At 55.9% G+C, this 26642-nt stretch carries 28 protein-coding genes and 1 other annotated feature; of the genes, 19 read left to right on the top strand and 9 right to left on the bottom strand.

The annotated features are described in order from the left end of the window. Positions 1-502: 502 nt before the first annotated feature. The 4 genes from C8P63_RS12465 (at position 503) to C8P63_RS12445 (ending at position 2716) form a co-directional block, all read left to right on the top strand. Positions 503-802 (top strand): Fpa/YlaN family protein, encoded by a 300-nt coding sequence (locus C8P63_RS12465; RefSeq protein WP_108024679.1) that lies wholly within the window; start codon positions 503-505, stop codon positions 800-802. A 555-nt stretch (positions 803-1357) separates the two neighbouring features. Continuing rightward, positions 1358-1792 (top strand): ArsI/CadI family heavy metal resistance metalloenzyme, encoded by a 435-nt coding sequence (locus C8P63_RS12455; RefSeq protein ID WP_108024675.1) that lies wholly within the window; start codon positions 1358-1360, stop codon positions 1790-1792. Positions 1793-1862: 70 nt separating this feature from the next. Further along, positions 1863-2195 carry an ArsR/SmtB family transcription factor gene (locus C8P63_RS12450; protein WP_108024673.1) on the top strand — a complete coding sequence of 111 codons (333 nt, stop codon included), beginning with the start codon at positions 1863-1865 and terminating at the stop codon, positions 2193-2195. Further along, positions 2192-2716, top strand: coding sequence for an arsinothricin resistance N-acetyltransferase ArsN1 family A (locus tag C8P63_RS12445; protein ID WP_108024671.1), 525 nt, complete (start codon positions 2192-2194; stop codon positions 2714-2716). Before C8P63_RS12450 ends, C8P63_RS12445 begins: the two co-directional genes overlap by 4 nt. An 876-nt stretch (positions 2717-3592) precedes the next feature. Here the strand turns inward: C8P63_RS12445 and C8P63_RS12440 are convergent. Continuing rightward, the gene (locus C8P63_RS12440) at positions 3593-4177 is read right to left on the bottom strand and encodes an NUDIX domain-containing protein (protein WP_170109640.1); all 585 of its coding nucleotides are present in this window, start codon (positions 4175-4177) and stop codon (positions 3593-3595) included. Beyond that, a complete protein-coding gene (locus tag C8P63_RS12435; RefSeq protein ID WP_108024667.1) occupies positions 4174-5067 on the bottom strand; it encodes a LysR family transcriptional regulator in 894 nt (297 codons plus the stop codon). The genes C8P63_RS12440 and C8P63_RS12435 overlap by 4 nt, the downstream gene beginning before the upstream one ends. A gap of 114 nt (positions 5068-5181) precedes the next feature. Between C8P63_RS12435 and C8P63_RS12430 the strand changes: the two genes are divergently transcribed. Then, complete coding sequence (locus C8P63_RS12430) at positions 5182-6276, top strand: citrate synthase/methylcitrate synthase (protein WP_108024665.1); 1095 nt, start codon at positions 5182-5184, stop codon at positions 6274-6276. Positions 6277-6519: 243 nt separating this feature from the next. Here C8P63_RS12430 and cax read toward each other — a convergent pair whose 3' ends face one another. Beyond that, entirely contained in the window at positions 6520-7611 is a 1092-nt protein-coding gene (gene cax / locus C8P63_RS12425) for a calcium/proton exchanger (RefSeq protein ID WP_108024663.1), read from the bottom strand. Positions 7612-7869: 258 nt separating this feature from the next. On the opposite strand from cax, the gene C8P63_RS12420 reads away from it, so the two are divergent. The 3 genes from C8P63_RS12420 to C8P63_RS12410 all read left to right on the top strand — a co-directional run bounded on the left by C8P63_RS12420 (position 7870) and on the right by C8P63_RS12410 (position 10006). Further along, entirely contained in the window at positions 7870-8691 is an 822-nt protein-coding gene (locus tag C8P63_RS12420) for an NYN domain-containing protein (RefSeq protein WP_108024661.1), read from the top strand. 119 nt (positions 8692-8810) lie between these two features. Further along, positions 8811-9593, top strand: coding sequence for an SDR family oxidoreductase (locus tag C8P63_RS12415; protein WP_108024659.1), 783 nt, complete (start codon positions 8811-8813; stop codon positions 9591-9593). Between the two features lie 38 nt (positions 9594-9631). Then, complete coding sequence (locus tag C8P63_RS12410) at positions 9632-10006, top strand: Asp23/Gls24 family envelope stress response protein (protein ID WP_108024657.1); 375 nt, start codon at positions 9632-9634, stop codon at positions 10004-10006. Positions 10007-10190: 184 nt separating this feature from the next. Here C8P63_RS12410 and C8P63_RS12405 read toward each other — a convergent pair whose 3' ends face one another. Next, positions 10191-10535 carry a YugN family protein gene (locus tag C8P63_RS12405; protein WP_108024655.1) on the bottom strand — a complete coding sequence of 115 codons (345 nt, stop codon included), beginning with the start codon at positions 10533-10535 and terminating at the stop codon, positions 10191-10193. Positions 10536-10696: 161 nt separating this feature from the next. Between C8P63_RS12405 and C8P63_RS12400 the strand changes: the two genes are divergently transcribed. The 7 genes from C8P63_RS12400 (at position 10697) to C8P63_RS12365 (ending at position 16562) form a co-directional block, all read left to right on the top strand. Then, positions 10697-11896 (top strand): M20 metallopeptidase family protein, encoded by a 1200-nt coding sequence (locus tag C8P63_RS12400; RefSeq protein ID WP_108024653.1) that lies wholly within the window; start codon positions 10697-10699, stop codon positions 11894-11896. Between the two features lie 145 nt (positions 11897-12041). Further along, entirely contained in the window at positions 12042-12470 is a 429-nt protein-coding gene (locus C8P63_RS12390) for a CBS domain-containing protein (RefSeq protein ID WP_108024649.1), read from the top strand. 72 nt (positions 12471-12542) lie between these two features. Next, entirely contained in the window at positions 12543-13208 is a 666-nt protein-coding gene (locus C8P63_RS12385) for a DUF421 domain-containing protein (RefSeq protein ID WP_108024648.1), read from the top strand. A 284-nt stretch (positions 13209-13492) separates the two neighbouring features. After that, entirely contained in the window at positions 13493-13906 is a 414-nt protein-coding gene (locus tag C8P63_RS12380) for a YhjD family protein (protein WP_108024646.1), read from the top strand. Positions 13907-13908: 2 nt separating this feature from the next. Then, positions 13909-14100 carry a hypothetical protein gene (locus C8P63_RS12375; RefSeq protein WP_146172176.1) on the top strand — a complete coding sequence of 64 codons (192 nt, stop codon included), beginning with the start codon at positions 13909-13911 and terminating at the stop codon, positions 14098-14100. Positions 14101-14203: 103 nt separating this feature from the next. Further along, positions 14204-15517 (top strand): short-chain fatty acid transporter, encoded by a 1314-nt coding sequence (locus C8P63_RS12370; protein WP_108024642.1) that lies wholly within the window; start codon positions 14204-14206, stop codon positions 15515-15517. A 364-nt stretch (positions 15518-15881) separates the two neighbouring features. After that, positions 15882-16562: an SGNH/GDSL hydrolase family protein gene (locus C8P63_RS12365; protein WP_108024640.1), complete on the top strand. Its 681-nt coding sequence runs from the start codon at positions 15882-15884 to the stop codon at positions 16560-16562. Positions 16563-16612: 50 nt separating this feature from the next. Here the strand turns inward: C8P63_RS12365 and C8P63_RS12360 are convergent, their stop codons facing one another. Continuing rightward, positions 16613-17392: an HAD family hydrolase gene (locus tag C8P63_RS12360; RefSeq protein ID WP_108024638.1), complete on the bottom strand. Its 780-nt coding sequence runs from the start codon at positions 17390-17392 to the stop codon at positions 16613-16615. A 162-nt stretch (positions 17393-17554) separates the two neighbouring features. After that, positions 17555-17807, top strand: a binding site (T-box leader). A gap of 41 nt (positions 17808-17848) precedes the next feature. On the opposite strand from C8P63_RS12360, the gene aroF reads away from it, so the two are divergent. The 3 genes from aroF to C8P63_RS12345 all read left to right on the top strand — a co-directional run bounded on the left by aroF (position 17849) and on the right by C8P63_RS12345 (position 20586). After that, positions 17849-18868 (top strand): 3-deoxy-7-phosphoheptulonate synthase, encoded by a 1020-nt coding sequence (gene aroF / locus C8P63_RS12355; protein ID WP_108024717.1) that lies wholly within the window; start codon positions 17849-17851, stop codon positions 18866-18868. A gap of 76 nt (positions 18869-18944) precedes the next feature. Then, positions 18945-19361, top strand: a complete 417-nt coding sequence (locus C8P63_RS12350; protein WP_108024636.1) for a DUF2642 domain-containing protein — start codon at positions 18945-18947, stop codon at positions 19359-19361. 130 nt (positions 19362-19491) lie between these two features. Further along, on the top strand, positions 19492-20586 hold the full coding sequence (locus C8P63_RS12345) for a S8 family peptidase (protein WP_108024634.1): 1095 nt from the start codon (positions 19492-19494) through the stop codon (positions 20584-20586). A gap of 558 nt (positions 20587-21144) precedes the next feature. Here C8P63_RS12345 and C8P63_RS12340 read toward each other — a convergent pair. The 3 genes from C8P63_RS12340 to C8P63_RS18805 form a co-directional block, all read right to left on the bottom strand. Further along, positions 21145-22482, bottom strand: coding sequence for a hemolysin family protein (locus C8P63_RS12340; RefSeq protein ID WP_108024632.1), 1338 nt, complete (start codon positions 22480-22482; stop codon positions 21145-21147). Positions 22483-22987: 505 nt separating this feature from the next. After that, positions 22988-24355 (bottom strand): magnesium transporter, encoded by a 1368-nt coding sequence (gene mgtE, locus C8P63_RS12335; protein ID WP_108024630.1) that lies wholly within the window; start codon positions 24353-24355, stop codon positions 22988-22990. A 292-nt stretch (positions 24356-24647) separates the two neighbouring features. Beyond that, the gene (locus C8P63_RS18805) at positions 24648-24845 is read right to left on the bottom strand and encodes a hypothetical protein (RefSeq protein ID WP_146172175.1); all 198 of its coding nucleotides are present in this window, start codon (positions 24843-24845) and stop codon (positions 24648-24650) included. A gap of 250 nt (positions 24846-25095) precedes the next feature. Between C8P63_RS18805 and C8P63_RS19165 the strand changes: the two genes are divergently transcribed. Next, on the top strand, positions 25096-25242 hold the full coding sequence (locus C8P63_RS19165; RefSeq protein WP_170109639.1) for a hypothetical protein: 147 nt from the start codon (positions 25096-25098) through the stop codon (positions 25240-25242). A gap of 680 nt (positions 25243-25922) precedes the next feature. On the opposite strand, the gene C8P63_RS12320 is transcribed toward C8P63_RS19165, so the two are convergent. Continuing rightward, positions 25923-26444: a protease complex subunit PrcB family protein gene (locus C8P63_RS12320; RefSeq protein ID WP_108024623.1), complete on the bottom strand. Its 522-nt coding sequence runs from the start codon at positions 26442-26444 to the stop codon at positions 25923-25925. Between the last annotated feature and the right edge of the window lie 198 nt (positions 26445-26642).

The following is a 26642-nucleotide window of genomic DNA, read 5'->3' as shown; positions in this document are numbered from 1 at the left end:
TGTTGCGTCCGAAGGCGCTTTCCCCGGCCCGCAGCAGGATGAGCGAAGCGGCCGTGCAACCACAACCATCCCTGAGGACAGCACAGCGAGACCGGGAGTGAAGGGACCCCGGCGAGACTTGTGCTCTGTGAGTGCATAGCGAGACCGGGGAGAGAGCGACCCCGGCGAGACTTGTGCTCTGTGAGTGCATAGCGAGACCGGGGAGAGAAGCGACCCCGGCGAGACTTGTGCTCTGTGAGTGCATAGCGAGACCGGGGAGAGAAGCGACCCCGGCGAGACTTGTGCTCTGTGAGTGCATAGCGAGACCGGGGAGAGAAGCGACCCCGGCGAGACTTGTGCTCTGTGAGTGCAACCGGAGCGGCTTCGGGTAAATGCCGCCGCTCACTATTTCACAATACTTCTAAAGATCAACTGCGCACTTTGCAAATGACACGGGGTCGTGTTACACTTACCTTGAATGCATGTGGAACCGTTGTCCAACGGTGGATTGGGGGGGTAAACCTTGACGACGCCGACTCAAACCAACTTAACCCAGCGCGCCGAACAGCTGCTCAGGGAAGACGCGAAAAAGATTGAACAACTGATCGCCGTTCAGCTGGATAACCTGACCGCGCCCAAGTGTCCTTTGTACGAAGAGGTGTTGGATACGCAGATGTTCGGACTTTCCCGTGAGATTGATTTTGCGGTCCGGGCCGGCCTGATCAATCGGGCGCAAGGCAGGGAAATCATCAGCGAACTGGAACAAAAGTTGGCCCACCTGTATACTCAAGTCCTTCCCTCCCCGAATCGGCAGCAGGGCTGACAGGGTGTAACAGAATCGGATAGAAACCGACTCCGAAAGGAGTCTTTTTTATTTGCGCCGGAACCGAAGTTACGCCACTTTCCGTTTAAACCCCTTTTATCATGGATTCCCCCAGCCTCCATCTCCGGGGGAGAAAAGCGGGGGTTTACAAAGGAAAATGGCTGAAGGGTGTGGATTGGGTCACACCTTTATGAACGTTCAAGTGAAAGCGAAAAGCCGGATGATTTCCGTGATTGTACGCTGTTCGTTTTTTTCATCAAAAACATCAACTTATTTTGATCTAAGTATTGATAAATCAAAAAAAGTTGATATATAATCAAATCAACAAAATTTGATCTGAGGTGAGGAAATGTTCAGCGGCATGGAAGAGATGGTCAGGATTCGCCAGGAGGAGATTCGGAGGGAATACCGGGAAGCCCGCCGGGGTCATCCTTCCAGATTGATTCGGAACCTTTGGAAACGGCTTCAAAAACAAAAGTCTGAACAGGTGGGTCAAGGGGGAGCTGGCTGCCCGGCGCCCTCGTGTTGCTAATCTTACCGAAGGAGAGGATTCCGGTGGCACTGAAACCCCATGTAGCGATCAACGTAAAGGATCTAAAAATGTCCGTCCCATTTTACCGCCATTTGTTCGGAGAGGAGCCGATCAAAGTTCGTCACGGTTATGCGAAATTTGCTCTGAATGAACCGGTCCTGAATATCACCCTGAATGAGGGGGGCCAGGTGACGGGAGGGTTTAACCACCTCGGAATTCAAGTCGGTTCATCGGAGGAGCTTCTTGCGGCCAAGGAGCGGCTGAAGGGAGCCGGGCTGGCTTTCTTCGACGAGATGGACACCGCCTGTTGTTACGCCCGTCAGGATAAAATCTGGGTGACCAGCCCCGACGGACATCGCTGGGAAGTCTTTTTGGTCAAAGGGGATGCAGAATCCTTCGGAACGTCACCGGTAACTTCAGGAGCAGACAACCGGTGTTGCCCTCACCGTCAAGGGTAAAGCTGCTTTTCATAAAACCTGGGCTTTAGCCCGGGTTTTACCCATGTCAACCAATAAGGAGTGAATCGGAATGGCCTGTACCCATGAACAACTGTCCCTGATTGCCCGGGCACTGTCGGACCCGATCCGATATCAAATTCTGGAACTGGTTGCCCGGGGAAACTCAGAGGAGCCGGTACCATGCTGCACCATGGGAATGTGCGTCTGTGACATCCAGGATGCCCTGGATCTGAAACAGTCCAAGGTTTCGTACCACCTCAAGGAATTGAAAAATGCCGGCCTGCTTCGCGAGCGAAAACAGGGGAAGTGGAACTACTACTCCGTCGATCCAACCGTACTGAAGGCCTTTTGCGACGAGCTCTCCCGGCGTTTTCACCTGACCGAGTCGAAGGTGATCTCATGAACGGGCCCTGGAGGATCCGCAAGGCGTGGGAAAAAGATTGGGCGAGGATCCGGGAGATCTATAACCAAGGAATCGAAGACCGGATTGCCACACTGGAGGAACAGCCGAAGAGTTTGGGGGAAGTAAAAGCGTGGTTACGGGATCGGCCCCCGAGGTATGTGGTGTTGGTTGCCGAACAGGGGGAGAAGATTCACGGATGGGCCTCATTGAATCCATACTCCCATCGTTGTGCGTACACCGGCGTGGCCGATCTTTCCGTTTATGTGGAGCGGCGCTGGCGAGGAAAAGGCGTCGGCTCGCTTTTATTGAAGTCGTTGGAAAGCCAGGCCTCTCTTCACGGTTTCCACAAAATCGTTCTCTACACCTTCCCTTTCAACGGACTCGGACAAGGATTGTACCGGAAGCACGGTTTTCGGGAGGTGGGAATTTTCAGGAACCAGGGGGTGCTGGACGGACGCTTTGTGGACGTGATGGCGATGGAGAAGTGTTTGGCCCGATCCGTTCCGGCCGAAGGGAAGTGAACGTTTAATCATGAAAATCCGGTAAGGGTGTTCGATCTGCTGGCCGGTTTGGTCAACTTCCGCTCGCCAAGGGAGAAACCGCACCTCTACAGGGTGCGGTTTCTTTTTCGGCCTGCACGTTGTCTTTTTGGTTTCAAGGTTCTTCATCTTCTTCATCCTTTTCCGTCTCCCGTTTGATGATGGATTGACAGACGGGACACCGTATGACTTGATTTGGATCAAAAAAGCGGCGGTTTTCGACGAGAAACACATTTCCGCAGTGGCATGTGATCACAGTCACCCCGCCTTTCTTTTTCTCTGAATCGTCCATATCCTCACGGTTTTCCCTTCTCGGTGTCGGTGTGGATGAAGTTATGAATTCCGATTTGGATCTTTTGAGGCAGCATTTCCTCCCGCTCCCGGGATGGAGTCGGTTCCCCCTTCTGTGTCAACGGTTCCCTCCCCTTTCCAAAGAAAAAAGACGCCCATTTCTTACGGCGGTGACAGCAGGACGGTCCAAATCCGAACGGGAAAACTGCAAGAAATAGGTGTCATCTTCATTATAGAAAAGAAACGTCGGGGCGGCCATTGGACGAAAGTCGGTTTTGCCCTTATTTCTTTATGATGAGGGATGATGATTTGAGAGGAGAGGGGAAACAAAAGACGTTGGAGAAGGACCGCCACCGCAAGAGTTGGGGGGAGACTCCAACCACAAAAAAGCCTTTCTGTTCTTACGGCTCTCTCACCCGCTTTCACCTTCACCTGGGACGTCAGTCGTTCCCCTCGAATGTTGACTTTCCGCCTTCCAGCCGCTCCCGGAGATCCGGTCGGCCGGCCAGCAGGGGGGCGAGGACGTTCAGGGATTCATCCGGCGGCAGCCAAAGAAGGCAATCCGGGTCAAATCCGGGGCCGGGAATGAAGACCGCCCCCCCGGCGAGTGAGGTCCCTGGGGGTGGAGGGGTGCTTCAGCTCGTTCCAACGGTCAACGGGGAAGTAAAAGAGGGCCCGGACGTCGTCCCCGGGTCGCAGCTCTTTTGCTCCCGTCCGCCATCCGGCGAGAAACTGGCCGAAGTAGATATAGGGTCCCGTCGGTAAGCCGGGTCGGTAAGGGGTATTCGGACGGGAATCGGTCATCCGTTCCAGCAGCACCGGGGCTGGAACATCACGAACGGTGATTTCAGAAACCAAACCGGTGTCCATGTCATGAAAAAAGGTGGACGGGGAGTGGATCAACTCCACTTTGACTGTTGTTTCTTCTTCCGCTTCCCTCAAAGCACATTCCTTCAAAGTCTCCCCGGGCTCCTGTCCGCCGCCGACCCCGCCGATTCGGCAGGTGGTTGATTGGAGGGATTCGGGAAGGCCGTCCGGGTTCAAGGTGGCGAGGATCCGTCCCTCCCGCAGCAACACGACACCGGCGCAGAAGGGTTGGTTGTTGGTCAGCGCGGCGACATCGAGGGGGTCCTTTGGACCGGGCACGGTCACGACCACTCCTCCTCCGGCGTGTAAATTCCGCGGATATCGTCCAAAAGGCGACGGAGAGCGGAGGAGTGGTAGCGTTCTTTCGGGTAGAGCAGGACGACGGGCAGTTGGCTTTTCAGGCCCGGTACCCGGATCTGGCGGAGGCGCTGATCGGCCTCGGGATCGAGGGAGAGTCGTGGGATCAGGGCCAGCCCCAACCCCTCTCGGACCATCCGCTTCACTTCTTCCAGGCTGGAAAGTTCAATGGAGGCCTCCGGCTGAATGCCTTTTTCCCGAAGGACCTGATCGATCAGTCTCCTTTCCGCCGCATTCGGGACGAGGGAAATAAGCGCGGTTTCTTTCAGCCGTTCCAACTGGAAGTAATCTTCCTTGGCGGCGGGGTGATCCAGGGGAGCGACCAGGGTCAGGGTGTCGTAGAAGAGTACCTGGTGTTCCAGATGGTCCGTCGGTTGCACCTGGTAACTGATCCCCGCGTCCAGCCTTCCTTCCAGCACGCCCTGGACAACTTGGTCCCCGGTGAGGGTATGGACGGTCACCCGGAGTCGGGGCCGGATATCCCGGAAGTAGGTCAGGAGACGGGGGAGGATGGTGATCGCCGCTCCCGATGTGGCACCGATGGTGAAACTCCCTCGTCGGAGTTCTTCGGTATCCCGGACGGCCTGCTTTCCCTCTTCCAGGAGGGCGGCCACCTGCCGGGCATAGGGAAGGAAGGCTTTGCCGGCGGAACTGATCCGCACTCGCTGGCGAAGAAACAAGGGCGCCCCCAGTTCCTCTTCCAGGGAACGGATTTGGGCACTGACAGCCGGTTGGGTCAGCATAAGTTCTTCTGCCGCTTTACGGAAACTGTTGTGTTTCGCCACTGCCAGAAAGGTGAGGATTTGGGTCAGGTTCATCGCGATCCTCTCCCGGTTTTTGATAAAAAAAACTTATCAATTTCATTATAATCATAAGTTAGATTTTTCTGAAGGGGTAAAGTATGATAAAGTTAAGGGAAAGGAGAGAGACGCATGAAAGTGATACCCGGATTGGAAGGCATTGCGGTGGCAGAGACGGAATTGTCGCTGGTGGACGGGGAGAAAGGGCATTTTGTCTACCGGGGACATTGGGTAAAGGAGCTTGCCGTTTCCCGCACGTTTGAGGACGTGGTTCACCTCCTGTGGTACGGTCATCTTCCTTCTGAGGAGGAAGGAAAGCGTTTTCGGGAACTTCTGAATGCCCACCGGGAACTCCCGGGGCATGTAAAAGACATCCTGGAGCGGATCCCGTCGGACGCGGACATGATGAGTGTGTTGCGGACGGGAGTATCGGCGTTGACGATGGAAGGAGATTGGCCGCCTTCCCCGGAGCAGGGGGCGGCGGTGCTGGGAGCGGTGCCCGCGATCATCGCCGCACGGGCTCACCGGCTTCGGGGGACCCAACTGCCTCCGGTTCGGAAAGATCTTTCCCATACCGCCCATTACCTGTATCTGTTGACCGGGGAGAATCCGGCCGGGGCCCACGTTCGGGCGCTGGAGGCCTATTTGATTTTGACAGCGGAGCACGGCATGAATGCTTCCACTTTTGCGGGGCGGGTGGTCGCCTCCGCTCAATCCGATCTGTTGTCCGCCCTGACGGCCGCCATCGGGGCCCTGAAGGGACCGCTTCACGGCGGGGCCCCCTCGGAAGTGGAAGGGATGCTCGAAGAGATTGGCACGGTGGAACGGGCGGAAGGTTGGTTGAGGGGTAAACTGGAAAAAGGGGAGCGGTTGATGGGGTTCGGCCATCGGGTGTACAAAACCCGGGATCCCCGGGCGGAAGCCCTTCGCCGGGTGTCGGAGGAACTTGCCGGCGAGAATCCGTGGTTCCGTCTGGCTTTGGAAACGGAAAAGATCGCCCTGGGATTGTTGAAGGAATACAAACCGGGACGACGCCTGTACACCAATGTGGAGTTTTACGCAGCAGCCGTCCTCCGGGCCGTCGGCCTTCCCAAAGAATTGTACACCCCCACTTTCACCCTCAGCCGGACGGCGGGGTGGTGTGCCCACATTTTTGACCAAGCCCGGCAGAACCGGATCATTCGTCCCCAATCCCTCTACAACGGCCCCATGCCCGAAGAAAGATGAGGGGTTGGCCGGTTCTCATCGGCGGGGGTTGGATTCGGGAAGAAAACGACGCTTCCATCCCGGGAAAAGTCGTCCCCGGGCCCTTATTTCTTCCCACGCCGGCGGGATGAACCTCCGGCGAAAGTCCTGTGAGGAAAAGCTTCTCCCCGAAGGTGAATTCAAGTTCTTCCTCATGGAAGACCGGGCCCCAACGGAGCCCGGTTTTTTCAAAGGAAAGGGTTCAGTTTTGGCAGCCGGAGAGGTTCAGATCAGGAAAAACGCGGTTCCCAGGATCATGTATACGATGAGGAGCAGCGTCCCCTCAAACCAGTTGGTGGACCCGTCCCGGGAAATCGATTTGGCGATGAAAGCGGAAACCGCGATGGCGACCACTTCCGGACCTGAGAATACCAGGTTCATCGGCTTTTGGAAAAGCAGACTGACAAAGACCAGGGTGGGGGCAACGAACAAAGCGATCTGAAGGCTGCTGCCGACGGCAATTTCCACGGCAGCCCCGATCCGGTTCTTCATGGCGAGAAAGATGGCGGCGCTGTGTTCGGCGGCGTTGCCGATAATGGCAATCACAAACGCCCCCACAAAGAGCTCAGACCAGCCGAAGGAGTGAGCGACCGCCTCGACGCTGCCCACCAGCCATTCACTCTGCACGGCGACAAAAAACGTGGACAGGATGAGCAGGAAGACGGACATCCGGCGGGACCAGTCGGGTTCCTGCCCGGGTGGGGAACCGACGTGTTTTTCTTCCTTCTCCTCTCCTGCGGTTTCCCTGTCCCCGGGATGGGCCAGCTCACTCTTGTGGGTGATCATGGAGAAAAAAAGCCACAGCATATACCCGGTGATGAGCAGGCCGGAGATGGTCAGGCTGAGGGTTTCCATTTCTCCGGCTCCGAGGTAGGCGGAAAAGGATGCGGGGATGAAAAGAGCGATCACCGACAGCAACATCAGGGAGGCGTTGTGACCGGCCAACATGGGGTTGAAGGATTGCACCTTGTACTTCAACCCCCCGAACAGCAAGCTTAAGCCCAGCACCAGCAGGAGATTGCCGATAATCGAACCCGTGATGCTGGCTTTCACCATATCCAATAGGCCTTCTTTGACGAGGAAGATGGCGATGATCAGTTCGGCGGCGTTGCCGAAAGTGGCATTCAGGAAGCCGCCCAGGCGTTCGCCGGCGTAATGGGCGACACTTTCCGTCGCTTTCCCGAGAAGGGCCGCCCAAAAGAGGAGAGAAAGGGAAGCGAAGACAAAGCGGGCCGCCTCTTGGGGCCAAAACCAATGGGCGATACCGCTCAGGAGGGTGCTGATGATTAATAACGAATAAAACCAACGGGGATTCATTTTTCTCGTTTCCTCCTTGAAGCGTTGTGATTGAATGAACCAGCGACTTGTGCTCTGTGAGTGCAGCCGGAGCGGCTTTGGGTAAATGCTGCCGCTCACTTTTTACAACGCTTCTTGTTCCGGTTCAGAGATTAGGTTGCCCGGAACGCCGGCTGACATAAGGATGAAAAGGCTCAGATAAAGGATTTTCTTTCTCTGTGTAGAAATGGAGTAGAATATCCTTGCTTGGATTTTACCGGCAGCGGGAGGATTTTTTCGATGCAGGACGATAAATCGATTTCCGTTTGGATTGACCTGGAAAATGTGTACTACGGTTTGAAGAAGTACCATATCAGCCCGGATCATCCGGATCCCCGGCACAATCTGTTTTTACGGCTCCGGGAGCATTACGGCCGAAGCCGGATCCGCATGATGGAAGCATACGCCGATTTCGAACAGCTGGGGAATGATCTGTCCATGAACCAGATTCAGAAAAAGCACGTTCACCTCCATCAAGTGCACGGCAACGGGAGGGGGGAGGAAGAGAGGAAAAACGCGGCGGACATCCAGCTCTGTCTGGATGCCATGGATATTCTCCACACCGTCCCGGAAGTGGATACGTTCGTGATCGTGAGTGCAGATCAGGACATGATTCCGTTGATGGACCGTCTGTGGTCCAGGGGCAAGCGGGTGGAACTTTTCTGCCTTCAGGACGAAAGCCTGTCCAAAAAAGCCCAGTTGGACGCTTTTTGCGACCGGTTTTACAACCTGTTCGATTTTCTGAATATCCCCCAGTTTCAGAACCTGTCCCGAATGGACCGCCTCCTTCAGGGAGCCTTGGTTCAGATTTACGAATGGTACAAGGATGTGAACAACGCAGGGAAGAGCTACGGCAGCTCATGGATCCGAAAAGACCTCATGCGAAAGCTGAACCTGACGGAAGAGGAAGCCGGAGATCTGTTTGCCCGGTTGCTGCAGGGAAACTACCTGGAGCCTTTTGAAGTGACCGTGAACGGAAACACCTATTTCGGATACCATGTCAACCAGTCCCATCCCCAGGTGCGGAAAATCATCCGGATTGCGGGTTACCAGGTGGGGTAGGAACGGTTGGGAGCGTGATGCTTCCGTGGTATAATAAAGACAGAATTGTCTGGAGCCTGCCACTGGCGTTTTTGAATCGGCTTTCGTTGCCAAAGCTAGGAAAGGAGTCCGTTTGACTTATGGATCTGGGTATCCGGGGGAAAAAAGCCCTTGTTACGGGGGGAAGCCGCGGATTGGGGCGGGCCGTGGCCCGGGAGTTGGCCCGTGAGGGGGCCCGGGTCGTGCTGGCGAGCCGAAACGAAGAAGCCGCGGAGCGGACCGCATCCGATATCGCCCGCGAGACGGGTTCCGAAGTGAGAGGATGGCGTTGTGACGTTACACAGGCGTCGGAGATCCGGAAGTTGGTCGACCGAACCTCCGACGTCCTGGGGGGCATTGATCTGCTCCTCTGCAATGCGGGGGGACCGAAAAGCGGAACCTTCGACACTTTGAACGATGACGATTGGCAGAAGGCATTCGATACCAACCTTTTGAGCGTGGTCCGGCTGATCCGGGAGACGCTTCCCCATATGGACACAGGGGGCAGGATCCTCGCCATTGCATCCTCTTCCGTGAAACAGCCGATTCCCGGTTTGATCCTCTCCAATGCCATGAGAGCGGGGGTGGCCGGACTGATGAAAACCCTCTCCGAAGAACTGGGCTCCCGTGGCATCCTGGTAAACACTCTCTGTCCGGGGAGGATCGCCACCGACCGTTTACAGGAGTTGGATCGAAACAAATCGGAAAAAGAGGGAGTGCCTGTCGAAGAAATCAAAAGGGCATCCCTGGCGGACATTCCCCTCGGCCGCTATGGGGAGCCGGAGGAGTTCGCCCGTGTGGCCGCTTTCCTGTTGTCCGGCGCGAATACATATATTACCGGATCCGCGCTGATGGTGGACGGGGGCATGGTCAAAGCCCTGTAACGGCAGCCGGGCCCCAAACCCGTAAAGGAGGTGGAAACATGAACGAAAACGGTGAAGGATCCATCCGGATCGCTGACGATGTGGTGGCAGTGATCGCGGGGCTGGCCGCGACCAAAACCAAAGGGGTGGCCAGCATGTCGGCCGGGATTACCGAAGGCTGGGCCAAAAGGGTCGGCGGAAAAAACGTCACCCGGGGCGTCTCCGTGGAAGTGGGACAGGTGGAGACGGCGATCGATCTTCGGGTCATTGTTGAGTATGGAGTGAGAATTAACGAGGTGGCCCGGGAACTTCAGGAAAATGTGAAAGAGGCTGTGGAAAACATGACGGGCCTTTCGGTGGTGGAAGTCAACGTCAAGGTGGAAGGGGTTGACATCAAGGAACAAACCCCCGAGGAGGAAAAGGGCGTCAAATAAAGAGGAGCCGGTGAAGCCGGCTCCTCTTTGTATCCGTTTATCCGATGGCACGAAAATCCGCCCAAGACAGGGAAGTGAGAACGTTTCCATTTTGGCTCGGTCAAGGGAGCGATGTATCCGGGAAGCTCCCGGGTTTCGGAAAGATCACTCTTCGGGTGCTGGGAGAGACGTCACGGAAGGGGGCTCATTTGGATAAGTTCTCTTTTACTTGTTGAAGCGCCCGGTCGATCTCTTCCTTGAACTCCCCGGGGATCTCGCTTTCTTCTTCCAACCCGTGGGGGAAGATGTGGCGCAGAAAAACCGGGTTTTCCAGTTCCACCGTCGCCTTGGGATCTTCCAGGCGTCCCTGTACCGCATAAACACGGATCCGCAGGTAATAATCCCGTTCTTCCCCGGAAAGCTTCTTGTCAAAATTCGCTTTGGAATAATCCCAGGCGCCCCCGCGGACGAAGCCTGCTTCATTCATGATGCGTTCCACTTCACCGAAGGGTTTTTGGATCCCTTTCAGTCCCGTGTCTTCAAATGCCATGACTGCCTTCCTCCTTATCCGGTTTTCGACCGTGGCCCGTCCTTATCATGATAGTATGTCTCCTTCTTTCGCGCAATATGGGGAGATTGACAGTTTGGCCACGTTTTCGGCTGTTTCCTCTTCCGGTTTCTGATACAATAGATTCAGGAAGGTGAATGGATATGGACGGGGAATTGCGGGATCGGATCGAAGCGGTTTATCCATGGATGGTGGAGCTTCGGCGCGAATTTCATCAATATCCGGAATTGTCCTTTATGGAAGAACGCACTTCGGCCAGGGTGGCTTCCGAGCTGAAAAAGCTGAACCTGAAGGTCCGTACCGGCCTGGGGGGACACGGGGTGGTCGGAATCCTGGACGGAGGACGACCCGGCCGGACGGTGGCTCTTCGGGCGGATATGGATGCGTTGCCCATCCAGGATGAAAAAACCTGCGAATACCGATCCCGGGTGGACGGGGTGATGCACGCCTGCGGTCACGATGCCCATATGGCCGCCCTTCTGGGCACGGCCCGGGTTCTCACGGAAAAAAAAGACGAGATTCCCGGCCGGGTGGTTTTTCTGTTTCAGCATGCGGAAGAACAGATTCCCGGCGGAGCCTCCAAGATGATTGAAGCGGGGGTGCTGGATGGAGTGGACGCCGTGTACGGCGTTCACCTGTGGACCCCGCTTCCCTGCGGGGTGATCGGAATCCGGGACGATGCCCTGATGGCCGCCGCAGACTCCTTCCGGATCCGGGTGACGGGGAAAGGGGGCCACGGAGGACTTCCCCATGAGGCGGTGGATGCGGTGGCGATCGCATCCCATCTGGTGGTCAACCTGCAGACCCTCATCAGCCGGGAAGTGGATCCGCTGAAGTCCGGAGTGATCTCCGTGGGCCGCATCGAGGGGGGCGGAAGCTTCAACGTGATTGCGGAGACTTGCACGCTCACGGGAACGGTCCGCACCTTGGACCCCAAAGTCCGCGCTTTTCTGCAACAACGGATCGGAGAAGTGGCGGAACAGACCGCTCAAATGTTCGGAGCCCGGTGCAAGTATGATTATGGCCGGGGTTACCCCGCCGTGGTCAACGACCGGGAGGAAGCCCACCGGGTGGCCGGCGTCGCCCGGCAAATGCTCGGAAACGAACAGGTGTGGGAAGTGCCGCCGATCATGGCCGGAGAGGATTTCGCGTATTATCTTCAACAGCGTCCGGGTGCTTTTTCCCTGGTGGGAGCCGGAAACAAGGAAAAGGGATGGATTTATCCCCACCACCATCCGCTGTTTGACCTGGATGAACGGGCGATGAAGGTGTCGGCGGAGCTGATGATCCGGAGCGCCCTGGCCTGCCTCACGGCGGAACGGGAGTCGGAAGCCGCAGGTTGAGAATCCTTTTGTCGATGAAGAAAGTCGTTGCCTTTTTGGCAGCGGCTTTTTTCCGTTTAAGCTCACGTCCCGTTTCTTGAAAACGATCCGGTGTATGATATTTTTCCGGATGGAAAACATAACCGGAGAAAAGGAGGGAACTTGAATGAGCCAATTACGTAACATCATGACCAAGAACGTGGCTGCCGTTTCTCCGCAGGACAACGTATATAAAGCCGCTTCCCTGATGAAACAGCACAATGTCGGAGCCGTACCGGTTGTGGAGAACGGTCAGGTTCGCGGAATGATCACCGACCGGGATCTGGTTCTTCGTGCGCTCGCCGATCAGAAAAACGAACAGGTGACGGTGGGAGAAGTGATGTCCGGCAACGTCATCACCGGTAATCCCGAAATGAGTGTGGATGAGGCCTCCCGCCTGATGGCACAGAACCAGATCCGCCGCCTTCCGGTAGTGGAAAACAATCAAATGGTGGGCATTGTATCCTTGGGGGACCTGGCGGTTCGGCAACCCTTTGCCAATGAAGCGGGTCAGGCTCTCAGCAACATCTCGGAGCCAAGTTCTCCCCGGATGTGACTCCCGTTTGCCCGAAAAGGCCTGTCCTTCCCATGAAGGCAGGCTTTTTTGACTGAAGAGGTGAGGGTTCTCATGTGGTACATTCTGAAAGTAGCCGCTCTGTTTACCTCCGCGATCATTGCCCTCCGGTTGATGGGAAAATCGGTGATGGCCCAGGTCACCCCCCATGATCTGATGGCGATCGTGGTGATCGCCGCTCTGGTGACGAACCCGATGTTGGTGGAGGATACCTATCAAACACTGCTCGCCATCGCCCTGGTGACGGGGCTTCACATCCTGTTCGCCAAGCTGACGCTCTACCGGCGGGCCAATACGTGGATATTGGGGGAACCCACCATCCTGGTGAAACACGGGAAAATGATCCGGGAGAACCTGGCTCGTTGCGATATTTCAGTGGCGGAATTACTTTCAACGATCCGATCGAAAGGCTTCCCGGACATTCGTTTCGTGCAGTACGCCATCCTGGAACCCACCGGGGACGTTTCCGTCCTCCCCAAGGATGACTTGTATCCGGTCACCCCGAGAGATTTGAAACTCTCTGTCCCCTGTACCGGAGTGTCTCTTGCTCTGGTGGTGGACGGACAGATCCAAAAAAAAAACCTTCAACGGATCGGAAAAGACGAAGATTGGCTCAAGGATCGCTTGAAAGAACAGGGATACACGGATCTGAAAAAAATTCTGTATGCTTCCAAACCGGAAAGTGAGGATCGGTTTTATGTCGATTCGGGAGATGGATGACAACCGGTATCGCTTCACCGGGTGTTTGTGCTGGCACAGTTTGAAAAGGAATGAAGAAAGCCGGAACAGTTTCCTCACTGAACGGAGACTTTAGAAACCGGCGGTAATCTTGCCTCAGTGAAAATGTCTGACCCCTGAATCCGACCCCGCTCCCCGCATAACCGGAGCAACCTCCCGAAAGGGAGTTTTTTTGACCGGTACTTCCGGAAAGTACCAGGGTTATCGGAACGTATGTTCTCATATAATAAAAAGAACAAAGAATGACTTCGGGAAGGTGAACCAAGATGCGGGAAGAGGGGGAATACGAGCGGTTCTCGGAACAGGTGAAGCGACTGATCCTGTTGGAAGTGTTGCTGCTTGTCCTGCGGCGGGACCGGGCACGCTTGGAGGAGCTTCCTTTAAAAACCCGGAGAGCGCTGATCCGTTGGCTTTCCAGGACAACCGAACAAGTGCGCCGGGAGCTTGTGGAAACCCGGATGGAGCTCTTCCGTTTGGGAGGCCGGATTGTGGAAGTCCGTCAGTGCCGGGATTGCAGGGAAGTAAGAGCCCGGTTTAAAGGGTACGTTTATACCATGCGCTACCTGAACGGATGGCTTCGGAGTGAATGTGAAGACTTTCTTCTCCGCAGTTGGGCGGGTAAAAATACCAGCGGGAAAAATCCCCCCGGCGAACACATTATGAAAGGAAGGGAGGGATGAAGGTGAAACGAACGGGAGTGACGTTGTTTCTCGGCATGATCGTCACCTTGACGGGACTGTTGTTCCTTTTTACCAGGGAAAAAACGGTCAGTGAGCTCCGAGGTCGGCAGGCATGGGGCTTCGGAATCTTCGGCTTCGGACTGGCTCACATTGTCTTGGGCGGACTGGCAGCAGTCATGGGCAGGAAATGTTGAAAGCGGACCTTGCGTCCGCTTTTGCCTTTGCAGAATGGAAAGAAGGAGGAGGCTTCTGTACAATGAATAGTGAATGATTTCAAAATATTGAGGAGGGTCCGCTTTGTTTCAACCAATCACCCGATGGTCGGTTCGCTTGGTTCAGCGTTACCTGCCGGATCCTTTTCTTTTCGCGATTCTGCTGACCTTTGTTGTTTTTGCAGCCGGATGGTGGTTCACTCCCGCCGGGCCGCTGGAGATGGTCCGGCATTGGGGGGAAGGTTTCTGGGGCTTGCTGGAGTTTTCCATGCAGATGGTGCTGGTTCTGGTAACGGGGTATGTCCTGGCACAGGCGCCGCCGGTTCGCCGTCTGTTGATCCGGATTGCGGGTATGGTCCGTTCACCGGGACAAGCGGTGATGCTGACAACGTTCGTATCCGCGGTGGCGAGTTGGTTGAGTTGGGGCTTCGGATTGGTGGTGGGGGCTTTAATCGCCAAAGAAGTGGCCAAAAAAGTGACGGATGTGGACTACCGGGTGTTGGTGGCGGGTGCTTATACCGGGTTTATCGTATGGCATGCCGGAATTTCCGGTTCCGTTCCTCTGAAGATCGCCACGGATGACTCCTTTGGTATCACGGTTCCCACGTCGGAAACCATTTTTGCCGCTTTCAGCCTGGGGCCGGCGTTATTTCTGATCTTAACGTTGCCCTTGTTTATCCGGTTTCTCCAACCGCGTAAAGAAGAGCGGGTGATGGTGGATCCCGGTTTGCTGGAGGATTCCCCATCGTTTCCTTCAGCGGCACGGGAAGAGGTATCCACTCCTGCGGAAAAACTGGAGCAAAGCCGTTGGATTTCCTGGATCATTGGTGCGATGGGTTTGATTTATATCGGGATGTTCCTTTCGGAAAACGGGGGACAGTTGGATCTGAATATCGTCATTTTCATCTTTTTGATTCTCGGATTGATCTTGCATCAAACCCCGAAAAGGTACCTCGGGGCTTTGTTCGGAGCGGTTCGGGAAACAGGCGGAATCGTCATCCAATTTCCCTTTTACGCGGGAATCATGGGGATGATGTCTCTCTCCGGTCTGGGAAAAGTCATATCCCAAGGGTTTGTCAGCCTCTCATCGGAGACCACCTTCCCCTTGTTTGCATTTCTGAGTGCCGGGGTTCTGAACATATTCGTCCCTTCGGGAGGCGGTCAATGGGCAATTCAGGGACCGATCATGCTCCCGGCGGGCCAAGCCCTGGGGGTCAACCCCGCCAAAACGGCAATGGCAGTGGCGTGGGGAGACGCCTGGACCAATCTGGTTCAACCTTTTTGGGCCTTGCCGCTGTTGGCCATTGCCAAACTGGGCGCCCGCGACATCATGGGGTTTTGCCTCCTGGCTCTTTTTTATTCGGGAGTGGTGATTGGATTGGGGCTTCTGTTTTTGTGAAAGAGGATCCGCTCACCTATGTCTTGCTTCCCGCCTTCGGGCGGGTTTCCTTTTTTCGGGTGTTGCCGGGGAAGGAATAAATGTGGGCTTTCCTTCGAACCCTACTGTTGAAGATATGATTTTGTCGGCCGTCTGCTTTCCGGGAAGGGATATCCCATGGGAGAATGCGCATTTGCGGGAGGGAGGGGGCTGTGCGGCAGCGCAGCAATCACCTGCGGCCATATCATTGGGGAAATGACAAAGGGGCGATCAAAACGGGACGATGGTGGTCACCGGGGCCCGGATGAAACCTGATTCCTGTCAACGGGAAATCCACCCTGGATCTCCCACACGGTCATTTTGGAAAGAAAGGGGATGAACTGAGATGAAGCCGGTTACCTATCTGGCCCTGGGTGACTCCCTGACGGAAGGGGTGGGTGCCGATGGACCCGACTCTCATTTCGTGGCTCAACATTTCTGCCATATGAAAAAAACCGAGTGGTGCAGGCTGATCAATATGGGCATTTCGGGTCTGACATCGGGAGAACTGTATGAGCTGATCCAAACCCCCGCCATCCGGAAACTGATTCCCCGGGTCTCCCATATGACCATCACCACGGGAGGATGCGATTTCATCAGTTGGTATGAGGCGGGTGCTTCCCTATCGGGGTTGGCCAAAACCATGCGCTTGGTACGGGACCGGGTGGGCCGCATCCTCCGGTTGGTTCGGGAGCTGAACCCGGAGGTTCCGGTTCAGTTGATGGGATTTTATCTCCCTCCTCCCGCCTATGAAATGGGATTTTTGTTCGCTTCCCGCGCTTTAAAAAGCATGAATGAAAACTATGACCACTCGTGCCGGAAATACGGAGCCCAGATGGTCAATCCTTTTGATTCCTTTTTGCACCGCAAGGACTTTTTCGCCGACGAGGTCCATCCCAACCAGAACGGCTATAACGTGCTGGCCCGATTGTTCGGGAAAGCGATTCAACCGGCGGGGATCCCGGCTGGTGATCAAGAAGCCGTATCGGAAACGGAAAATCAAACGTCGGAAACCGTCGTTCCCTAAAACATTCCGGAGCCGCTTCCCTGTGTGGGGGACGGCTCCGGTTTGATATGTCAGGCACGGGACCGATTCCGGATTCGTTCCCAGACCGCCGGTAACTCTTCCAGCGACATAATCGGGAAATCCGGTTCCAGTTCGGGGGTGAGGGGACCTTCGCACCCTTCCTTCTTCAACTTTTCCTGAAGGAGGTGACGCCATTTGGGATGTTTTTTCCGTTCTTCCGGCGACAGGGTCCGCCATTCGGCGGGCAGATCGCGGTGGATCCAAACAGAAACTGCGCCGGACCGGTTGGCGCCCAGAATGTCTTGATCCAACCGGTCCCCCACGTGCAGCAGGGGCCGGGGACAGGACCGAAAAAAATCCGCTTCCGGCTTGGCGCATCCCTGCTTGCACGGGGTGTGGAAATCGGTGAACAGAGGGGTCAGTCCCAGGCAGTCGGTGACCGGACGCTGGTACTTTTCCAAGCCGTTGGTGGCCACGACCAGCGGTATCCCCCTGGACTGAAGTTCTTCCAATGCTGGCATGGCATCTGAGAATCGCCAGACTTTGCCGATTGTCGCATGACGGCGGACAAGCTCCTCCACGGTAAAGGGAGAAGGCTCGCCCACCTCCGCCGTCAGCCGGTTCCAGATATCGTCCCAGTCATAGGCTCGGACAAAGTCCTTTCGTTTCAGCCGGGACCGGTGTTCCTCGGCCATCCGTTGGAGGACAGAGGGGGAGCCGGCGGGAAGCCGCGGGCGGAACCACTCTTCCAGTTCCGGAAAGATCCATTTCCGGAAGGGATTGATCATCAGGGTGTGATCAAGGTCAAAGGAGATCGTGGGAAGTGTCAAGGCCAAACCTCCCGATTGGATTGTGGGGTGAAAACCCCGCTTCCATTTTACAACGGATGGCAACGGGATGTCTCATCATTTGGCGGTCAAGAAAACGCGAAAAAATTTGTTGACAACGGTATGGCCGACGTGTTAGATTATCAGCAATTCAAACTTCATCACCCAAACACGTTGAAGAGGCAAAGTAGAGACCGGGGATCCGATGGCAGAGAGCCGGTGGCCGCTGTGAACCGGTATCGGCCCGAGTTTCGAAGTACACCTTGGAGTTGACGGTGGAGCCGGCCGTCCGGTCACACCGTTCCGGAGGTCCGCCGTTATCCGGATCAGGCACATGGGATCCATCACGTGTGTCGCTTAAGCGGGACCCGGTCCGGGTCCAATAAGGGTGGTACCGCGAGTCAACCTCGTCCCTTAAGGGACGGGGTTTTTATTTTTTCGAGGGAGGTTGTTGTGGAAATGATCCTCGTATTGGAACAAGACGCAAGCCGTGAACAAGTGGACCGTATCGTAACGATGCTGGAGAAAAAGGGGGTGAAGGTCCACTATTCCAAGGGGGTGGATAAAACCATCCTCGGATTGATCGGGAGTAAGCAGACCCTGAGCCGTCTGCCGGTGGAACGGTTCTCCGGAGTGGAAAAAGTGGTCCATGTGAGTGAGCCGTTCAAGCTGGCAGGGCGTTCTTTCCATCCCGAGCCCAGCCGGATCCGCGTGGGGGAAGTGGTGATCGGCGGGGAGGATCCCGTGGTGATCGCGGGGCCCTGTTCCGTGGAAAGCCGGGAGCAGATCCTGGAGACGGCCCGTTCGGTAAAAAAAGCGGGAGCCGGCTTGCTCCGCGGCGGAGCTTTCAAACCCCGGTCGTCGCCCTACTCCTTCCAGGGACTGGGGGAAGAAGGGTTAAAGTTGTTGGCGGAAGCCGGCGAAGAAACGGGTCTGCCGGTCATTTCCGAAGTGATGGATCCGGAAAACCTCGACATGGTAAAGGAGTATGTGGACGTCCTCCAGTTGGGTGCGCGCAACATGCAGAACTTCCACCTCCTTAAAAAAGTGGGCCGGGCGGACAAACCGGTTCTTCTGAAACGAGGTTTGTCAGCGACGATTGAGGAGTGGTTGATGTCGGCTGAATACATCCTGAACGAAGGAAACCCCAACGTCATTTTGTGTGAGCGGGGGATCCGCACCTTTGAAACCCATACCCGGAATACGCTGGATCTCTCTGCTGTACCGGTGATCAAACACTTGAGTCACCTGCCCATTCTGGTCGATCCCAGCCACGGAACGGGAAAATGGCGCTATGTGGCCCCCATGTCCCGGGCGGCATTGGCGGCCGGGGCGGACGGTTTGATGGTGGAGGTCCACCCGGATCCGGAATCGGCTCTCTCCGATGGTCCGCAGTCCCTGACACTGGAGAATTTCCACTCCATGATGAAGGAACTCCACCAGCCGGCCGTCGGGATGCAGGCCAGGCAAAATGCTTAACGACGGGACGGGCCAGGTTCCGAATGCCGGGCTCCTGCATAGGGTATCATGTAGACCTGATTGGGGGTGAATCTCCATGGACGAGTGCTTCCACCCGATGGTCCCCCGCTACGGATATCCCCAGATGCCCGGATATGCTCCGGGTCCGCCGGGACCGCCGCTGGACCAGCCGCCCTACCCGTTTCCACAACCCTTGCCCGGTTTGCCGGGGGAAATGGCGCCGATGCCGCCGGAATCTTCACGGCCCATGTTCGGCCGCAGCTTCAAAAATCCCTTCAAGGGTCTCCTCCGGAGAAGACCGAAAGACTATCTCCTGTCACACCAGATGTACCGGGTGATGGGCCAACGGGTGAAAGTTTCCACACTGAAGGGGGATCTGGACGGGGATATTGCCGGTGTGTATCCGGATCACCTTTTGATCTCCAAAGATGATCAAAAATATCATATCCGCTGGGACGCCATTGTCTACGTGGCACCGGTGGAGGAGCTGTGAAAGATCGGGCGGCCGGGCCGCCCGTTTTTTTTGCCCCTTCCTTGCCCGTTTCTTATAATCTTTCATTTCCGCGATATCCGCACAAGCATCGGAAAACGTTGCCTCATACCCTGCGTATGAGGTGATTTTCATGCCAAACGATCCGAATGTCCGCTATATTTTTCTGACCAAGAAACGAGCCGTGGTGGACCGGATTCGAAAATCAGGCGGTCGGATCGATTATGTCAGCCGCCACAGCGGTCTTATATCCGCCCGGATCCCTGCCCGGGAAGCGAATCAGTTGTTGAAGCAATCCGATGTGCTGTTGTCTGAAAAGGACGGGGCTCTTTCCCTTCCAAAACCGAAGGTGCGCCGGATCCTCACACGGGAGGAATACGAGGAAGCCGTTCGGGCCGCCAGACAGACCTTGACCTGGAACATTCGCCGTGTCTGGGACGGTCGCCCTCCCGTCACCGCCGGGAGGGGAATCCGGGTGGGGGTGATCGACACGGGAATTGATTTGAATCACCCGGACCTCCGGCGAAACATCCGGGGCGGGGTCAATTTTGTCAATCCGGGGCGCCTTCCCCAGGACGGAAACGGCCATGGCACCCATGTGGCCGGGATTCTGGCAGCCCGCAGCAACCGGGTCGGGGTGGTGGGGGTGGCCCCGTCGGCCGGTCTTTATACGATTAAAGTGCTCGATAACAAGGGGACGGGGACCCTCACCGACCTCATACGGGGGATTGACTGGGGAATCGATCATCGGATGCACATCCTCAACCTCAGTCTGGCGATCGGTTTTGATACCCCCGCCTCTCTGGTCCGTGCGGTCAACGCTGCGGTCAATCGCGGGATCCTTGTGATCTGCGCAGCGGGGAACAGCGGAAATACGCGGGGAACGGGAGACAACATCGAGAGCCCCGGGAGGATTCCGGCAGCCGTCGCCGTTGCTGCGACCAACCGGTCCAACCGGAGAGCTTCATTCTCATCCACGGGTTCCGCTCTCGACCTGTCTGCACCGGGTGTCAATATTCCCAGTGCCTACATCGATGACAGATACGCCATTTTGAGCGGCACTTCGATGGCCGCTCCCCACGTATCCGGCGTGGCTGCCGTCTTCCGGCAACGGGGACTCACCCCTTCCCAGACCTTGCGCCGCTTATACCAACGGGCGATCCCCCTCGGTCCCGTCCGCCTTTACGGGAAGGGGTTGGTACGGATCCGGCCGTTAAAGAGTGGATAAGCTTCGCTCAGGGTTACAGAAAGTGTCTGTTCCGGTGTGCTCGTCCTTTCCGAGTATCCATGCACGAACCCTTAAGCATTGAGTTTTTCTCAATGCTTATTTGTTTCCCTGATAAAAGCAGTTATGATCTATTTCTTTAGAGAAGTACATAAGCAAATTGGAATATCCCTACCTCAACGGTGATAGAAAGTTTTTGCAAATCGGTCCTCCGGAAGGGGCCGATCACCATAACGGTTCAGGTAATCAAGTACAAAACTTCATTCACATACGGGATGCTGACGCTCTCATGAAAGATTGGCAATTCTATCCGTAAAAGATGCGATGGCTGAACATTTACGGATGAGTCCATGCTTCGAGACAGTTAAAGGAGCGAAACTTGGCGATTCGAGAAAAGGGGAAGTGTTTACCCAAAATAGCGACTTTGCTGTCCTGCCCAGCGGAGAATCAGCGTTCAGGGGCAAAATGCATCTGAAGGCGCTTTGCCCCCCTGCCCGCAGCAGGATGGTTCGGAGCGGACAGTGCATCCATCCCTGCAGGACAGCAATCAGCACGGGTACCTTAACGGTTTTTTGGACCGGTTTTTCCGTTATTTTCAGTACGGGTCACCAGAATCCTTCCCACGCTGTGCTGGTCGATTTCCTGGACCTTGAAGCGGAGACCGTTGTAGTAGACTTCGTCTCCCACTTCCGGGACTTCATTCAACCGGGAGAAGATCCAACCGCCGATGGTGTCGTTGTCCGGATCTTCGATGTCGGTCCGGAAGTACTCATTCACTTCTTCGATCAGAAGACGGGCGTCGATGGACGTTTCAGCCCCGGTCTTCTGGAAGAAGGGACGCTCGTCGTCAAATTCGTCCTGGATTTCCCCGAAGATCTCTTCGATGATGTCTTCGGTGGTGACGAGGCCGGCGGTGCCGCCGTATTCGTCGACGACAATGGCCATTTCGGATTTGTTTTTCTGCAGGATGCGTAAGACATCCTTGATCTCCATCGTTTCCGGCACCCGGATCACCGGGCGGGTCAGTTCCGTCAGATCCGGCGTCTCTTGGGAGAGGAGCTTTTCATAAACGTGGCGGATGTGCACGATGCCGATAATATCGTCCTTGTCTTCCCGGCACAGGGGGAAACGGGTGTGCCGCGCTTCCCGAATCGTTTTCAAATTTTCGTCCAAGGAATCGTCGGTGTAGAGGCAAACCATGTCCACCCGGGGAACCATCACTTCCCGGGCCACTCGGTCGGTAAATTCAAAGACGTTATCAAAGAGAGAGAGCTCGGTTTGGTCGATGTGCCCGCTTTTATGACTTTGGGCCACCAGCATCCGAATCTCTTCCTCTGTGTGTGCCTGTTGCTGTTCCGGGTCCAGTTCAATACCGAGCCAGCTCAGAATCTTGTTGGCGGCCCCATTCAAAACCCAGATGAAGGGATAGAATCCTTTGTAAAACCAGTTCAGTGGTGCGGCGGTCCACAATGTCGTCCCTTCCGCCCGCCGGATGGCGAGGGATTTGGGGGCCATTTCTCCGAGAACAATGTGAAGAAAGGTGATGATCCCGAAGGCGATTCCGAAGGAAAGGGTGTTCACCAGCCATTCGGGAACACCGAAGGGAAGTGCCTTTAACAAGGGTTCGACGATCAGGTGGGCAACCGCCGGCTCCCCGATCCAACCCAGCCCCAGTGAAGCGAGGGTGATCCCCAACTGGGTGGCCGACAGATAGGCATCCATATTTCGGATCACTTTGTCGGCGACTTTCGCCCGCCGGTTGCCCTCCTGGGAAAGTTGGGCGATTCGGGTTCCCCGAACTTTGACGATGGCAAACTCGGAGGCAACGAAAAAGCCGTTAAGGAATACGAGAAAGATCACCAGAATCAGGTTCCAAATGATCTCCAGGAATAATTCCAAAGAAGCGACCTCCCGCGTGTCAATTTACCCGTATCGATTTCAGTTTGTGCGGACTTTCCGTTTTTCATCGGTTGAATCCAGCTTACCAGAAAACCATTTCATTAGAAGCGTTATGAAAAAGTGAGCGGCAGCATTTACCCAAAGCCGCTCCGGCTGCACTCACAGAGCACAAGTCTCGCCTGGGTCGCTTGCGCTCCCCGGTCTCGCTATGCTGTCCTGCAGAGATGCAGGCACTGTCCGCTCCGAATCATCCTGCTGCGGGCAGGGGGGCAAAGCGCCTTCGGATGCAACACAGAGAAGCTTTTGCCCCTGAACGCCCTTGCAGGCTGATTCTCCGCTGGGCAGGACAGCAAAGTCGCTATTTTGGGTAAACGCTTCCCCTTTTCTCGAAACGAACATTCATCACAACGCTTTTAGCAGGGGAGTTTTGAAAAACTTTACCCTGCCTGGGAAAGATGAAACCCGGAGGGTTCTTCAGGGAAAGAAACCCCTTTTGTGGAAGAGGTCAGAGAAGGTAGTGGAGAAACATCGTGGCCATGCCGAAGTAAATCAACAGGGAAAAGACGTCGTTGACGGTGGTGATCAACGGTCCCGAGGCCACAGTCGGGTCCACTTTCAACAGATGGAGGGTCAGGGGGATCAACGTCCCCCCCAACGTTCCCAGGATCAGGGTGCACCACATGGAGGCCCCCACCACCAGTCCCAAGGAGAGTTGACCGTTCAGGAGGGTGACCATGACAACGATGAGGACACTGCAGACGCTGCCGATGATGATGCCGACCAATCCTTCCTGCTTCAGGATTTGCATATACTTATCCCGTGTCAGTTGACCGGAGCTGAGTCCCCGGATCACCAGGGCCAAAGACTGGGTTCCGGTGTTTCCGGTCATCCCGGCGATCATCGGCATGAAGTAGGCGAGGGCCGCCACTCGGTTGATGGTCTCTTCAAAGGTACTCAGGAGGGAGGCTGTCAACATTCCGATAAACAACAGCAGCACCAGCCACGGAATTCGACGTCGCGCAGATGCAAACGGATGGGTCAGGACATCCATTTCCGTCTGCCCGACGGCGGAGAGTTTCGAGATGTCCTCCTGGGCTTCTTCGATCAGCACATCGACCACGTCATCGATGGTGATGATCCCGAGCAGACGATTTTCGTCATCCACGACGGGAATGGCCAAAAAGTCGTACCGCTCCATCAGTTGGGCCACTTCTTCCTGGTCCATTCCCGCGGGAACGGAGATGATCCGCTCGTACATAACCTCCGTAATCGGCTTTTCCGGAGAGGCGATCAGGAGCTCCCGCAGGGAGACCACCCCCACCAACCGGTCATCGGCGTCGATGACATAGATGTAGTAAACCGTTTCCGCCGTCGGCGCTTCCCGGCGAAGGTAGGCAATGACCTCTTCCACCGTGTAGTAATCGTACACGCTGACGTACTCCATGGTCATTTTTCCGCCGGCGGTGTCTTCCGGGTAATGGAGCAGGGCCCGGACTTTGTCCGCTTCGTCCCTCTCCATGAACCGGAGCAGGGTTTGCACATTGCTTTCTTCCAGTTCGCCCATCAGGTCGGCCACTTCGTCGGAGGACATCCGGTTCAGGACTTCTGAGGTCTTCTCGGGTCCCAGTTTGGCCAGGATTTCCTGTTGTTCCACCGATTCGGATTCCTCCAGAAGCTGGGCGATTTCATCGGGTTCCAGCATGCGGATGAAGTGGGAACGGTAGCGGCCGGACAACCGGAAAAAAATCTGGCCCAGATCGTAGGGCTGAAGTTCCGCGATCAAGGGGCGCAAGAAACGTTTTTCCCGTTTTTGCAGGGCCACTTTGATCGGGTCCAGGTCGATCTCTCGCTGCCGCTCTTCCGTTTCAGGCATCGTTCCTTTCCTCCTTTCCCCAAGGGTTCAAAACCTTCATCATCATATCAGATGAAGATCCGTTTGGAAACGGTGATAAGAGCTGACACCGTATAATAGAAGGGTTTTTCACATATGGATAATTAATCGGCCCCGGACGGCCGAAAAGGAGGGATTCCGATGTATCCACCCCCCCATCCGTATCCATGGAGGCGGGAGCCCGTGACGGCCGCCTTTCCTCCCCCGAACCCGGGTGGGAGCCGGCCTCCTTATCCCTGGCCCATGTTTCCGATGGCCTCTCCCGCGCCGCCGTTTACTCCGTGGACCGTTCCGGCGGCTCCCCGTCTTCCGGGTCCGACTCCACCGCTGCCGGGGCATCCGGCTCTGTTTCCGCCTCCCGACGCCGGTTTTCCACGAGGGCGGGTGACGGGGAGTCCAACCGACCCTTTCCCTCCACCATACCCGGAACCGACCCCTTCAAACGAAGAAAGGGGACAGGAAGCTCCTTCACCCTTCACCCCCCTGTGGGAGTCCCCGGAGTCTCCGGAGTCCCCGTGGCTTCAGAATGCGGAAGAGAGTGGCTGACCAAAAGATCCGTCCCGTAACAGTATGAACGGAAAGGCGGAAACACTTCCGGTCGATCGTGGATAAAGAAAGCTGATCCCTTCCATTGGAAGGGATTTTTTCCATCATAAAGGGATCCGGCATCCGGGCAAAGTAAAAAAGCCGGGAACGGCAAAACGAGAAGGAGGACTTAATTTATGCGCATGCCCGAGATTGGCACGCCGCGCCGGGAACCGGAAATCTCCACTCCCCGGGAACCGATCACCACATCTCCGGAACAACCGGACCGTGGGGAACCGGAACGGCGGGAGAAGGAACCCGGCCGGGAACAAAAGGAGAAGTGACTTTTCCGAAGCGGACAGATTGGACAGCCGGTCCCCTCCTTTGAACAAAAAAACCCCGCGTTTTTGGCGCGGGGCTTTTTGGTTCCGAGATTCATTCGTCCGGAGAGATGCCGGTCCGCCGGAACACTGTGCACCCAAGAAGCGTTGTGAAAAAGTGAGCGGCGGCATTTACCCAAAGCCGCTCCGGTTGCACTCACAGAGCACAAGTCGCGCCTGGGGTCGCTTACGCTCCCCGGTCTCGCTATGCACTCACAGAGCACAAGTCGCGCCTGGGGTCGCTTACGCTCCCCGGTCTCGCTATGCACTCACAGAGCACAAGTCGCGCCTGGGGTCGCTTACGCTCCCCGGTCTCGCTATGCACTCACAGAGCACAAGTCTCGCCTGGGTCGCTTACGCTCCCCGGTCTCGCTATGCACTCACAGAGCACAAGTCTCGCCTGGGTCGCTTACGCTCCCCGGTCTCGCTATGCTGTCCTGCAGAGATGGTTGCACGGTCCGCTCCGAATCATCCTGCTGCGGGCAGGGGCAAAACGCCTTCGGATGCAACACAGAGAAGCTTTTGCCCCTGAACGCCCTTGCAGGCTGATTCTCCGCTGGGCAGGACAGCAAAGTCGCTATTTTGGGTAAACGCTTCCTCTTTTCTCGAAACGAACATGAAATCACAACGCTTCGAGGGGGCGCTCAACTTTTCACATCCGGATCGTCTGCGGGAGGGAGTTGTTGTTCCGTATCCGGTTCTTTGATCTGGTAGCGGAACCGGACTTTCTCATCCGGCGATTTCACGGAGATGACGACGGTCGGTTTGGTGAGCGCCTGGGTGGTGAAACTTCCTTTTGCCGGAGGGACTTCCTCGGCAACCACCCGGATCGTATCGCCTTTTTTCACGACCTCGTTCACCCGGATGGAGTATCCGCCGGTGGGCCGTTGGCCGAGAGAGAGGATAAGATAGGTGCGGTCCCCGGCGCGGACTTCGGTAAGGGATGACTTGCCGCTGTCGGCGCTTTCTTTCATTACTTCCGCCTGTTCCTTTTTCACTTTTTCGGGAAGTTGCTTCGGTGATTCCTGCTGAAAGGAAAGGGTTTGCTTTTCGAAGTTCGAAGCTCCCCCTTTCGAGTCATCGGAAGCATCGGGGCTTCCGCAGCCGCCGGAGCCGATCAGGGACACCATCAACAACATGAACAGAGCCACCTTCCACTTTCGCATACTGTGCCTCCCGTCAATGGTTCTCACTCTATGGACGGGAACCAAAGGGGGAAAGTTGCAGAAATTTTTCGACCGTGTTGTTCGGATATTTTATCACAGCCTGTTCCCTTCTGTCATGTTTCACCAACTTCCCGTTAAGAATAAGGAGAAAAGGCGTCGGGGAAGCTGGGCACCGGTCTTTGTCCGAGCGGGATGATT

Source organism: Melghirimyces profundicolus (assembly GCF_003054245.1).
Classification (GTDB): Bacteria; Bacillota; Bacilli; order Thermoactinomycetales; family DSM-45169; genus Melghirimyces; species Melghirimyces profundicolus.
This window is presented reverse-complemented; position numbering and strand designations above follow the sequence as displayed.